Origin of the sequence: Priestia megaterium NBRC 15308 = ATCC 14581, from assembly GCF_000832985.1 — a bacterium.
Classification (GTDB): Bacteria; Bacillota; Bacilli; order Bacillales; family Bacillaceae_H; genus Priestia; species Priestia megaterium.
The window spans coordinates 2894415-2906573 of sequence record NZ_CP009920.1; the positions used below are offsets into that span (position 1 = coordinate 2894415).

Sequence of the window (12159 nt, forward strand, 5' to 3'; positions counted from 1 at the left end):
ATAGACATGAAGAAGACTAAACAGCTAAGAGAGTTGATAGAAAGTAAACAGCTAGAGTTTATTATGGAGGCTCACAGTGCGCTATCTGCAAAGATTGTAGAAGAAGCAGGGTTCAAAGGGATATGGGCCAGCGGCCTATCATTATCTGCAGCACTGGGTGTAAGAGATAATAATGAGGCTTCATGGACACAGGTATTAGACATCTTAGAGTTTATGAGTGACGCAACGTCCATTCCAATTCTTCTAGATGGTGATACAGGCTATGGGAACTTTAATAATGCAAGAAGATTAGTTAAGAAATTGGAGCAGCGAGACATTCCAGGCGTATGTATTGAAGATAAATTGTTTCCAAAAACAAACTCATTTATTAAAGGTGAAGCACAGCCGCTTGCAGATATTAATGAATTTTGCGGCAAAATCAAAGCAATGAAAGATAGCCAAAATGACGAAGATTTTGTAGTGGTATCGCGTGTAGAAGCTTTTATTGCAGGGTGGGGGCTGAAGGAAGCTTTAAAACGTGCAGAAGCTTATCGCCAAGCGGGAACCGACGCCGTTTTGATTCATAGTAAAAGGTCAGATATGACAGAGATTGAAGCTTTTATGAAAGAGTGGGGAAACAGGCTTCCGGTTATTATTGTTCCAACCAAATATTATTCAGTTCCAACTGATAAATTTAGTGATTTAGGAATTAGCTTGAGCATTTGGGCCAACCATAACTTAAGATCTTCCATTACAGCTATGCAAAAAACGTCCGCTCAGATTTATTACGATAAAAGCTTGATTAACGTAGAAAAAAATGTCTCTCCGCTTGAGGAAGTTTTCCGTCTTCAAAAAGCTGAAGAGCTAGACATCGCAGAGAAACTTTATTTAAGCTCTGCCAACCATAGCATGAACGCTATGATTCTGGTAAAAGAATCAGCAAATGAAGCTTTGATAACTGAGCAGATAAATCAGTTAAAAAAAGTCGGCGTGACAAATAGTATAAAAGTAGGTTCCGACAAAGCTATGGAAGATAAGGCGTTTCCTAATAAAGGGGAATTATATCATCTCTATGCTGCAAGAGATAAGTTAGGAACGGCTACTTTAATAAGCGATAGTAACATCGTATATAAAACACATGTTTTTGAGGAGTTAATTCATGAAAGTGGCGATATCACTATTGTAGCAGGAGCTGATTATGAGTTAAAAGGGAATCAAACATCTTATGTAACTGCTAAACTTCCCTATTCCAAGCAGCTGTATTCCAAAACAGTAGACTTGATTCAAATGTCGCGCAATCCAAACTCTAACAACATTCACGGTGAATTCATTGGTCTTTGGAAAGTTTCCGCAAAAGGCACTGAGGTTGTAAAAAAAGCTTTGGAAGAACTGGCGCAAAGAAAAGATTTTGCTCAGCTCACGTTTTCTGATTTCTTTAATTATGTTAATCTAATTCACCCGGTTGCTGTTAAATATACAATGGGGTCATGGATAGATACCGAAACGTATACAAAGATTCAAAAAGATGGTGGGAAAAATGATTAGTACGTCCGTATTTGGAACTCAATTAAAAAAACTAGGTTTTCAATTTTATAGCGGGGTTCCTTGTTCCTATCTTAAACATCTTATTAACTATGCTATCAACGAATGTGAATATGTTGCAGCAGCAAACGAAGGAGAAGCGGTAGCGATTGCTGCTGGCGCATCAATTGCTGGCAACAAAGCAGTTGTTTTAATGCAGAACTCCGGATTAGCAAATGCTGTTTCCCCTTTAACCTCTCTTATTCATCCGTTTAAAATTCCTGTCCTTGGATTTGTCAGTTTTCGCGGAGAACCTGGATGTCCAGATGAACCGCAGCATGAATTAATGGGAGAAATTACTCCTGCCCTGCTAAATACGATGAAAATAAAATGGGAATATTTTTCTTTTGATTTTGCGGAAGTTAAAAAACAATTACAGCGGGCTAATCAAGCTATTGAAAATAATGAAAGCTACTTCTTTATTGTAAAAAAAGGAACGTTTGAGCCAGTTAAGCTTTTAGAAAAATCAATGAAAAACATTACTCCTAAAATGAGAAGTGAACAGATAACAACCGACGAGTTACCTTCAAGGTATGAGGCATTACAAGTAGTTAATTCATTAAAAGACAACGATACTATTCAATTGGCCGCTACAGGAAAAACAGGAAGAGAGCTTTACGAAATAGAAGACGCAAGAAATAATTTTTATATGGTTGGATCTATGGGGTGCGTTAGTTCCATTGGTTTAGGCTTAGCTTTGAGCAGAAATGAAAAGAACATCATTACAATTGATGGAGACGGAGCGTTGCTTATGCGCATGGGAAATCTAGCAACCAACGGATACTACTGTCCAGCAAATTTATTACACATTCTTTTAGACAATCAAACCCATGATTCTACAGGGGGACAACATACGGTCTCTCATAACATTAATTTCGTAGATATTGCTTCTTCCTGTGGGTATCAAAATTCTATTCATGTTCATAACTTACATGAGTTAGAGACGTATATCAAACAGTGGAAAAGTGATAAAAAATTAACGTTTTTATATCTTAAAATAGCGAAAGGATCTAAAAAGAACCTGGGGCGTCCTGAAATGAAGCCTTATGAAGTCAAAGAAAGACTGCAGGTGTTTTTAGATGATTAAAACAGCTGTTATTCTAGCTGCAGGGATGGGGAGCAGGATTCGTAAAAGAGCTGGAAACCGCCCTAAAGGTTTTTTGATGATTGATGAAAAATCGATTATTGAACATTCCATTTCGAAGTTAATAAAAGCAGGAGTCAAGACGATTTTTATTGGAACAGGATATATGAAAGAAGAATATGAAAAGCTAATGGTTAGATATCCTCAAATAAAATGTGTTTATAATTCTAGATACGAAACAACGGGAAGCCTGTTTACGCTGTATCAATTTAAAAATTATATTAAAGAAGATTTTTTACTATTGGAATCAGATGTAATTTATGAAAAGAATGCGTTGGAAACATTAGTAAACCACTCGAGATCAGATGTCATACTAGCAAGTAAGTTGAACGGTGCTGGCGATGAAGTTTATATTGAAGCTGATGAAAATAATAACCTTAAGAATATGTCAAAACAAAAAGAAGAGTTGAATAGTATCTATGCAGAACTAGTTGGTTTAACCAAACTCTCTTATGCTACATTTCAGAGACTTTGTGATGAAGCAAATACGCTGTTCCAGTTTAATCAAACGATCGATTATGAATATGGCCTCGTTAAAATTTCCGAAAAAGCAAATGTGTATGTTCATAAACTGGATAATTTGGCATGGTGTGAAGTGGATGATGAAGATCACTGGGCAAGAGCAACTGCTATTGTTTATCCGATTATTAAAGCTCGAGAAGGTATTACGCATCCAGTTAAGAGAAGTATACTCCTAAACCCCGGACCGGCAACTACAACAGATACCGTCAAATATGCTCAAATAGTGGAAGACATTTGCCCGAGAGAAAAAGAATTTGGAGAGACGATGGAATTTATCTCTGCTGAACTAACAAAATTTGTGGGGAATCCAGAAAAGTATACTACGGTATTATTCGGCGGATCTGGAACGGCGGCAGTGGAATCGATTTTAAGTTCAGTAATTGATAACGGTACGGTTGTTATTATCAATAATGGTCCATACGGTGAAAGAATGTGTAAAATCGCTGAAATTTATGGACTGAATTATTTAGAATATAAAAGCTCCGCCGAGCAGGCTATTGATATGAACAACTTAGAAATTTTTATAAAAAAGATTTCAACGAACGTTTCTTATCTGGCGCTTGTTCACTGTGAAACTTCCACGGGGCTTCTTAATGATATTGGAAAAATTGGGGAATTTTGTGCAGTGAAAAATATCGAAATGATTGTGGATGCAATGAGTTCGTATGCAGCTGTTCCAATTGACATGCAAAAAATGAATATAAGCTATCTGGCCGCAAGTGCAAATAAGAACCTTCAAGGAATGGCAGGCGTGTCGTTTGTTATAGCAAATAAAGACCGGTTAGAAAAAACGGAGCAAATAAAGCCTCGTAACCTTTATCTTCATTTATATGATCAGTATCGATATTTCCAAATGAATAAACAATTGCGTTTTACTCCTCCTGTTCAGACTATGTACGCCTTAAAGCAGGCAATTATAGAAACTCAGTGGGAAGGAATTGAGAAACGATATGAACGCTACTCAAAATCATGGACTACTTTAACGGATGGAATTACTCAACTTGGGTTAACCTATTTGGTTCCTGAAACACATCATTCTAAAATTATTACCTCTATCCTCGAGCCTTCCGATAAAAAGTATAATTTTGATATTATGCATGATTTTTTTTATAAACAAGGATTCACCATTTATCCTGGGAAAATTGATAAATTAGAAACGTTTCGAATAGCAAATATTGGTGATATCACATATAGAGATATAGAAAGATTTCTTCATCTTCTTGAACAATATCTTAACGGTCTAAAAGGAGAGTGAGAAAAAGTTGAATCAAAAATTAGCTGTAGCAGTTATGGTGGTAAATCAAGATCATCACGTGCTTCTAGTCAAGAACCATAGACGGGGATGGGAATTTCCAGGCGGTTTTGTTGAAGCAGGTGAATCAATAAAAGATGCGGGGATACGAGAAGTTAAAGAAGAATCTGGAATTGTTATTGAAGTGACCAACTTTCTAGGAGTAGAACAAGATGTTAAACGATCTACTACTGTTATTTTATTAAAGGGAAAAGCGATTAGCGGAGAAATTTCTGTCTCCAATGAAACGCAGGATGTGGGATATTTTACGTTAGAGGAAGCAAAAAATATAATTAAATTAGATAACTTTAAGGATCGAATGGCTAGATGTCTAAAAGAGACTGAAATACCATTTTTCTATGTTTTAAAAGACACAGGCTCTTTTTACGTATAGGCGGAAGGTTTTCTGTGTTGTGCTAGAAATGAAGCCTGAACGCGATTAAATAAAAAATGCTCATCGTCATGCATGACGATGAGCATTTTTTTATCAGTAAAAGTATCGTTGTTTATTCAGCCGTCGCAATTTCTTCTTCTACATCATGGTCTTCTAAATTAGCATTTAAAAATTCACTTGTTTCCGATAAATTGAGATTTAATTTCGTTTTTTTGCAGATTTGAATTGTAACATCCTGAACAGAGATATCTAAAACATGTCCCCCTTCTTTTTTATATTCATCAATAAAGTGCAGGTGGTAGCCTGGAACACCGATGCCTGAAGAATATTCTGGCGTATAAAAACCTGCTAGGGTTCCATTTACATCTAAAAATGTAAATGTAGGCTGATCAGCAGCCGCATCTACCATAGAAGGATAGGGCTTCTCTTGCTTTGCAACCGTGCGCGTTTTTACTTCCTTAAACTTCCCGTCAATGCGAACTGCATAGAATAAATTCGGGCTAGGAATAAGCTCGTTCATTAAGGTTTCTAGTTGTTCACGATTCATTTCCTTTTCTACACGATAAGAGATATCTTCATAAAAGGTTGTCATAATGGCAAAAGGTGTTTTTGCATCTTCGCCAATAGGCGCGGCTTTCCCATCAGCAATATGATAAAATTCTCCGTCAAAGGCAATCATTTCACCGTCCAATTGATTAAACGTACCGATGCCGAAATCACCTTTCTTAGCTAAATCCTTGTATGTGACAACACCGTCAAATACTCCGTCTAATAAAGCGATCATGGTGGAAGTTTGGTGAATCGTTAATTTTTCTTTATTGCTCATTCTTTACTCAGTCCTTTCAGTTAATTTGATCTGGCAGTAGCTGTGTATTTAATTTTTCATTATCTTTATAATCTACAGGAACATCGATGATAACTGGGCCTTGTTCACGAAAAGCGCTTGCTAGAGTGTCCGGAAATTCTTCTGGCGAGTTAACTCTAAATCCTTTGGCACCAAAACTTTCAGCAAGCGTAATAAAGTCTACACTGCCAAACTCTACTGCAGATTTTCGACCATATTTAATCTGCTGTTGAAAGCCAACCATATCGTAGGTTTGATCGTTCCAGATAATGTGAACAATTGGTAAGTTTAATCGAACGGCTGTCTCGAGCTCCATAGCTGAAAATAAAAACCCGCCATCTCCAGACATGGACAGAACTTTTTTATGGGGGCGAACGAGTGCAGCTGAAATAGCCCAAGGCAAAGCAACACCTAGTGTCTGCATACCGTTGCTGAATAGTAAATGCTGAGGTTCATAGGAACGAAAATAACGAGCCATCCATATGTAATGCGAACCAACGTCACAGGTGATGGTAGTATCATCTTCAACAAAGTTCTGCAGAGCTTCAATTAATTGTAGGGGATGAAGGTGAGTGTCATTAGAAAACTCGTACTGATCGTCAGGTTGCTCAAGTTTACTTTTTAGCGTTTTTAAAAAAGAAGCACTTTCTTTTGAACGTATTAAATGTGGGAGTTTATCCGCTAATATGTCAATTGTGCTTGGAATATCCCCTACTAACTCAATTTCCGGCTGATAATGGTGGTCAGCTTGTGCTTGTAAATCATCTAAATGAATAATGCTTCTTTGACTTTCTGAGTTCCAAAGAGAAGGAGGGTATTCAACTGGGTCATATCCGATTGTTAAGACGACGTCAGCATGCTTCAATAAGACGTCTCCAGGCTGATTGCGAAAAAGACCTACTCGCCCAAAAAAGTGAGTTTCAAGCTCTCTTGAAACAGCTCCCGCACCTTGGAACGTTTCCACCACAGGAAGGTCATGTTCTGCTATAAGTTGACGGATTGATTCCACTGCTTTAGATTTACTTGCTCTCATACCTAAAAGCAAGACAGGTAGTTTTGCTGTGCGAATAGTGTGTATAGCTTGGGCAACAGCGTCTAAATTGGCAGTCCCAATCGTAGGAGCTTTTAAAACGGATAGAGTGGAAGCTGATGTTTCGCTATCCATTACATCCTGCGGCAAGCTGACAAAAGATGCTCCTGAAGGAGAAGAAACAGCTTCGCGAAAGGCGTCTGTTATCACTTCTGGAACGTTTGCAGCGTCTTCTACCTCAACGCTGAATTTGGCGATAGATTTAAATAGTCCTTCATTATCCATTGATTGATGCGTCTTTTTTAATCGATCTGCTCTTGGAACGGCTCCTGCTAGGGCTACCACTGGGTCACCTTCAGAAGTAGCAGTCACAAGGCCAGTGGCTAAGTTAGCGGCACCTGGACCTGATGTGACAAGGCAAACGCCCGGCGTACCTGTCAGTCTTCCCATAGCAGCTGCCATAAACGCAGCATTTTGTTCATGGCGGCAAACAATTACTTCTGGTCCTTTTTCTTTCAAAATATCAAATACGCCATCAATTTTGGCTCCTGGAATGCCAAAAATATAAGGCACATTCTGACTTGCCAAACTTTCTACTAGTAAGTCAGCGCCTTTTTTTGTTTCGGCAGTATCAGCATTACTCATCATGCATTCTCTCCTTTATGTTTCTTAGATAGGTTTTAAGGCCTACTGATTGGATACCCAATTTGTATGACAACTAACCTAAGGAAAGGAGAAGGTTTTAATTTTCTAAATAAAAAACTTCCCTATTAATTAGGGAAGCAGAGATGTACCTATTGCGAATAAAACATATCTGTTTTATTTGTAGGTTTATGGTACTTGAGGGATAGCAAGTGAAAGTCCAACGCGGCTCTTATTTGGTATGGTTAAAAAGCTTTTGGTAACTAACAATTTTTTGATCTAGCTTTTGACTTAATTTTAAAATCTCACCGTGAGAATAGCTGCTTGTTTTTTTAGCTAATTGGTAAATATCTGATTGTAAGGCTCGAATTTCTTTTTCTAACTGAGGTTGCTTCATTGAAATCCTCTCCAAGTCAGAATACTTCTATCTTCTATGTTTTATCTTTTATCTAATAGTATGAAATTCCTTCATATTTGTAAAATGTTTTTTGTTTTGAAAAATATGACATAGGTGAAGAGCTGCTAACAAGCTTTGTCGAACACTTTTTTTACCTGTTTTCAATAAGTATGATATACTGAGGCTAGGAAAAATGACAATCTGGAGCGCACGTTCAGTTATTCTTAACAAGCGAATGAATTCTTAGCTTTGACAAGTGTAACTTGTAAGGTGAAGAAATTCATCACATAATCTTATTAGATCTGAACCTTGTTAGCCTGGATGAGGATTTGTCGAAAACGATTCACTAGAAAAAACCTTCGAGACCGCCAACTCGGAGGTTTTTTTATTTTTGTGTATGGGAAGTGAAAAAAAGACATAGACTAATAAAGAAAAAGGTCCCGCACCCATAATCGGCCGTAGTTGATTACACCTTGTCCATTTCTGCAAGGAAGCTGTCTTTTTACTATAGGGAAGTGCCGCCAAACACGATTCCCTAAAGACAATCAGCACACGAGCCTTATGGATGAAGAACCTTTTAGACGATACTTACCGGTGATTACTTATTTTACTACTGGAAAAATAGCAAAATAAGAGCGACTATGGCTCCTAAAAGCTCTACGTAAGCCGTTAGGAGCTGAACATTCTCAGCATCTAGGAAAAATGACTTGAGGATTCGTCTCAGACTATCCACCACCTTTTTCTTCCTTGCGTGAATTCCCAAGGGAAAGAAAGGGGACGACAGTGCTTCTTTATTTTAACAAAAGTAGGAAATGATAAGTAGATTTATTTGAAGTGTAAATTAAAAAAGCATGTAGAATACATGCTTTTTTAATTTGGGTAAATTTCTTTTATGCGTCCGACTTGTCCATCTGTTAAACGGACTTTGATGCCGTGTGGGTGAAAGCTTGAATTGGTCAGAATGTCTTTGACCGTTCCGTGTGTAAGTTTTCCAGAACGCTGATCTGCTTTTAAAACAATGTCGACTTCAATTCCAGGAGCTACGTCTTTTCTATTTTGTCCGTTCATTATACACCTGTTCTCTTTCGCTGATTATTCGTTTTTTTTGTTTGTTGACTCGTCAGCTTTTTGGTTGCTTGATTGGTGCTGCTATTTTGAGCTTTACTTGAAGATTGATTTTTCTTATTAGCAAGCTGCTGTTTGATAGCATCTTGAAGACTAATTTTCTTTTTAAGTTGTTCTGTCATATGGGTTCCTCCTGAATATATACATCATCTGAAAAAACAAAGAAAGTAAGGGAATGAAAAAGCTGACTAGATAGTCAGCTTTTTTTAATTAGAAACAGTGACTTCTTCTACAGGCTGCATAAGTACAGCTTCTTTATCAGGATACGTTTTTTCAATATGATGTTCTCCCCAAGAGCATAATGAATCAAGAATGCTTTTTAAAGACCATCCGTAATCTGTTAAAGAGTATTCTACTCGAGGCGGCATTTCATTGTACATTTTTCTAACAATGATGCCGTCTGCTTCAAGTTCTCGAAGCTGCTGCGTTAATACTTTTTGCGTAACGCGCGGCATAATTCTTTTTAATTCTCCAGGGCGCTTTGTCCCTTTAATTAAGTGGCAAAGAATAACGACTTTCCACTTGCCTCCAATGACTTCTAGTGCCGCTTCCACTGGAATATTATATTTTTTCACGTTAACAACTCTCCTTGTTCTAGAGATAACGGTCAAATGCATGTTTTCGCATTTTTTCTGATGTTTATCATATCACTATAGAGCAAAATTTTCTAGGTGTAAGCATTTTTTTAGAATACCCAATAGTTCATGACTTTAGTATTTACGCTTATTGTAACCTCCAGGTGCCTATATCACTTGAAAGTGCGTACTTTTTCTTTGGTTTTACATCGCTCATAATAACAATTGTTGATGGCGAGTTAGCGAATATATGAAAGGTACCTAAGCTAATTAGCCGTAAGAGAAGCTATTATGAAGAAGTTATCATAACGAACAGGAGGCGTTAAGAAGTGAACACACTTTCACAAACACAACAAAGTAAAAAAAGCGGTTCTTTGCCGCTATTAGCGCTAGCTATTAGCGCCTTTGGAATCGGGACTACAGAGTTTGTTCCAGTAGGTTTATTATCATCGCTTGCAGATGATTTAAATATTTCCATTACACTAGCAGGGTTATTAATTTCAGGATACGCAATGGGAGTTGCATTTGGAGCTCCCGTATTAACAGCTTTAACAAGTAAAATGAGCAGAAAATCACTGTTGATGCTATTGATGGTTATTTTTATCGTAGGAAACTCAGTAGCAGCTTTATCAACAAGCTTTGGGCTGCTGCTTATAGCACGAATTATTACTGCATTTTCACACGGGATTTTCTTTTCTATCGGTGCGACTATCGCTGCTGATTTAGTGCCAGAAGATAAGCGAGCAAGTGCCATTGCTTTAATGTTTACAGGTTTAACAGTTGCAACTGTTACAGGTGTTCCGCTTGGTACATTTATTGGACAAGCTTTCGGCTGGAGAGCAACATTTTGGGGAGTAGCGTTCCTTGGGGTTATTGCCATTATTGCAAGTGCTCTTTTAGTGCCTAAAAACTTAAAGGAAGCGCCGCCGGCAAAGTTTAGTGATCAATTGAAAATTTTGAAAAACGGGCCGCTTTTACTATCGTTTGCTATTACTGCCTTAGGATATGGCGGAACGTTTGTAGCTTATACGTATTTAGCACCTATTCTTGAAAAACTAACAGGATACGCACCAAGCGCGGTTAGTATCTTACTGCTGGTATACGGTGTAGCAGTAGCCATCGGAAATACAATCGGAGGAAAAGCTGCGAATAAAAATCCGTTAAAAGCATTATTTTGGATGTTTCTAATTCAAGCAGTTATCTTAGTTATTTTATCGTTTACTGCATCGTTTAAAGTAGCGGGAACGATTACGATTTTTGCCATGGGCTTATTGGCATTTATGAACGTACCTGGACTTCAAGTGCTGGTCGTGAACTTAGCTGAAAAGTATGTTCCTTCAGCAGTGAACGTAGCCTCTGCGCTTAATATTGCTGCATTTAACGTTGGAATTGCTATTGGTTCTTTTGTAGGCGGCCTGATTGTTGATTCGATTGGTCTTGTTCATACTCCTTGGATTGGAGGAGTGATGGTTTTAGGAGCGGTCTTATTAACAGCATGGAGCCGCTCAATAGAAGCAAAAGCAAAATAAAACAAGAGATCATCGCAAAAGGCGATGATCTCTTAGCTATAAAAGGAGAGGAAGCAAATGACTACATTTCAACATCATAAGGCGTATCGTCGTATGTACAAGGAGAATGAGTTAACGTTAGGTTTGCATATGCCGCTTGAAAATTATCAATATGCCACGCCTACGATGGAGAAACAAGTGGAGCTCACGCAGCTTGCAGAACAATATGGATTTACAAGCTTATGGTTCCGCGATGTCCTTCTTCAAGATCCATCATTTGGCGATCCAGCCACGGGTCAAATTTATGATATGCTTATTTATTTGACGTATCTGGCCAGTCAAACAAGAGAGATTGCTCTTAGTACATCTGCTATTGTGCTGCCTTTGCGCCATCCGCTTCGCGTAGCCAAAGAAATGGCAACCATTGATCAGCTTTTTCCTGAGCGTTTGATTATGGGCGTATCTTCTGGAGACCGTCAAGCAGATTTTCGAGGGTTAGGTATTCCTCATGAAGAAAGAGGAAAGCGATTTTCAGAGGCTTTTCATTATTTAGAAGAAGCGTTAAATAAAGAATTTCCATCTATCGAGTCTGCTTTGGGATCCATTCAGGGAGCAAATGTCGTTCCTAAGCCAACGAAACGTATTCCAACGATGATTACGGGATACAGTCAGCAAAATATGGAGTGGTTTGCACAGTATGGGGACGGCTGGATGTATTATCCTCGTCATCCCCATTTTCAAGCAGAAGCTATTACCCAATGGAGGAAACTGGTTGATATCTATCATCCAGGCGTTTTTAAACCTTTTACACAACCTATGCATCTAGATTTGGCAGAAGATCCACATGAAATGCCAACGCCAATTCGTTTAGGATTTCGAGCAGGTCGTAATACATTAATTGAACTTCTTTCTATTTATAAAGAAATAGGAGTTAATCATCTCTTTTTTGCTCTTTTTGATAGCAAGCGTCCGGCTGAAGAAGTTATACATGAGCTTGGCGAAGAAGTGCTTCCGCATTTTCCGGCTCATCTGTAGCTAAAAGTACTTTAGTTGAAGATCCGAACGGATTAGATTCTTAATGGAGAATCTAACCCGTTCGGATTTTTCCATTGATTTCGTTATGTCTC

Annotated in this window: 12 protein-coding genes; 6 read left to right on the forward strand and 6 right to left on the reverse strand. The window is 38.1% G+C overall.

What is annotated here, in order from left to right; genetic code table 11:
- Positions 1 to 6 precede the first annotated feature (6 nt).
- From aepX to BG04_RS15420, 4 genes are read left to right on the forward strand one after another with little or no spacing between them, the layout of a single operon-like run.
- Positions 7 to 1524, forward strand: coding sequence for a phosphoenolpyruvate mutase (aepX, locus tag BG04_RS15405; protein ID WP_034654256.1), 1518 nt, complete (start codon positions 7 to 9; stop codon positions 1522 to 1524).
- Positions 1517 to 2647 (forward strand): phosphonopyruvate decarboxylase, encoded by a 1131-nt coding sequence (aepY, locus tag BG04_RS15410; protein WP_034654254.1) that lies wholly within the window; start codon positions 1517 to 1519, stop codon positions 2645 to 2647. Before aepX ends, aepY begins: the two co-directional genes overlap by 8 nt.
- On the forward strand, positions 2640 to 4481 hold the full coding sequence (locus BG04_RS15415; protein WP_034654252.1) for a 2-aminoethylphosphonate aminotransferase: 1842 nt from the start codon (positions 2640 to 2642) through the stop codon (positions 4479 to 4481). Before aepY ends, BG04_RS15415 begins: the two co-directional genes overlap by 8 nt.
- Before the next feature lie 7 nt (positions 4482 to 4488).
- Positions 4489 to 4911: an NUDIX hydrolase gene (locus tag BG04_RS15420; RefSeq protein WP_013081823.1), complete on the forward strand. Its 423-nt coding sequence runs from the start codon at positions 4489 to 4491 to the stop codon at positions 4909 to 4911.
- 112 nt (positions 4912 to 5023) lie between these two features.
- Here the strand turns inward: BG04_RS15420 and budA are convergent, their stop codons facing one another.
- The 6 genes from budA to BG04_RS15445 all read right to left on the reverse strand — a co-directional run bounded on the left by budA (position 5024) and on the right by BG04_RS15445 (position 9524).
- Positions 5024 to 5737, reverse strand: a complete 714-nt coding sequence (budA, locus tag BG04_RS15425) for an acetolactate decarboxylase (RefSeq protein ID WP_034654250.1) — start codon at positions 5735 to 5737, stop codon at positions 5024 to 5026.
- Between the two features lie 16 nt (positions 5738 to 5753).
- Positions 5754 to 7433: an acetolactate synthase AlsS gene (alsS, locus tag BG04_RS15430; protein ID WP_080743196.1), complete on the reverse strand. Its 1680-nt coding sequence runs from the start codon at positions 7431 to 7433 to the stop codon at positions 5754 to 5756.
- Between the two features lie 226 nt (positions 7434 to 7659).
- Complete coding sequence (locus BG04_RS29770; RefSeq protein WP_014461503.1) at positions 7660 to 7824, reverse strand: aspartyl-phosphate phosphatase Spo0E family protein; 165 nt, start codon at positions 7822 to 7824, stop codon at positions 7660 to 7662.
- An 870-nt stretch (positions 7825 to 8694) separates the two neighbouring features.
- Positions 8695 to 8892, reverse strand: coding sequence for a YwbE family protein (locus BG04_RS15435; protein ID WP_013055498.1), 198 nt, complete (start codon positions 8890 to 8892; stop codon positions 8695 to 8697).
- A complete protein-coding gene (locus BG04_RS15440) occupies positions 8892 to 9071 on the reverse strand; it encodes a hypothetical protein (protein ID WP_013055499.1) in 180 nt (59 codons plus the stop codon). The genes BG04_RS15435 and BG04_RS15440 overlap by 1 nt, the downstream gene beginning before the upstream one ends.
- An 84-nt stretch (positions 9072 to 9155) precedes the next feature.
- Positions 9156 to 9524 carry a winged helix-turn-helix transcriptional regulator gene (locus BG04_RS15445; RefSeq protein WP_013055500.1) on the reverse strand — a complete coding sequence of 123 codons (369 nt, stop codon included), beginning with the start codon at positions 9522 to 9524 and terminating at the stop codon, positions 9156 to 9158.
- A 329-nt stretch (positions 9525 to 9853) separates the two neighbouring features.
- Between BG04_RS15445 and BG04_RS15450 the strand changes: the two genes are divergently transcribed.
- Complete coding sequence (locus BG04_RS15450; protein ID WP_034654246.1) at positions 9854 to 11053, forward strand: MFS transporter; 1200 nt, start codon at positions 9854 to 9856, stop codon at positions 11051 to 11053.
- A gap of 57 nt (positions 11054 to 11110) precedes the next feature.
- Positions 11111 to 12067 carry an LLM class oxidoreductase gene (locus BG04_RS15455; protein WP_034654244.1) on the forward strand — a complete coding sequence of 319 codons (957 nt, stop codon included), beginning with the start codon at positions 11111 to 11113 and terminating at the stop codon, positions 12065 to 12067.
- Positions 12068 to 12159: the final 92 nt, after the last annotated feature.

Bases quoted from the DNA above. Each gene is read 5' to 3' on its own strand.
- aepX (WP_034654256.1), top strand. From the start codon at position 7: ATGAAGAAGACTAAACAGCTAAGAGAGTTGATAGAAAGTAAACAGCTA.
- aepY (WP_034654254.1), top strand. From the start codon at position 1,517: ATGATTAGTACGTCCGTATTTGGAACTCAATTAAAAAAACTAGGTTTT.
- BG04_RS15415 (WP_034654252.1), top strand. From the start codon at position 2,640: ATGATTAAAACAGCTGTTATTCTAGCTGCAGGGATGGGGAGCAGGATT.
- budA (WP_034654250.1), bottom strand. From the start codon at position 5,737: ATGAGCAATAAAGAAAAATTAACGATTCACCAAACTTCCACCATGATC.
- alsS (WP_080743196.1), bottom strand. From the start codon at position 7,433: ATGATGAGTAATGCTGATACTGCCGAAACAAAAAAAGGCGCTGACTTA.
- BG04_RS29770 (WP_014461503.1), bottom strand. From the start codon at position 7,824: ATGAAGCAACCTCAGTTAGAAAAAGAAATTCGAGCCTTACAATCAGAT.
- BG04_RS15435 (WP_013055498.1), bottom strand. From the start codon at position 8,892: ATGAACGGACAAAATAGAAAAGACGTAGCTCCTGGAATTGAAGTCGAC.
- BG04_RS15440 (WP_013055499.1), bottom strand. From the start codon at position 9,071: ATGACAGAACAACTTAAAAAGAAAATTAGTCTTCAAGATGCTATCAAA.
- BG04_RS15455 (WP_034654244.1), top strand. From the start codon at position 11,111: ATGACTACATTTCAACATCATAAGGCGTATCGTCGTATGTACAAGGAG.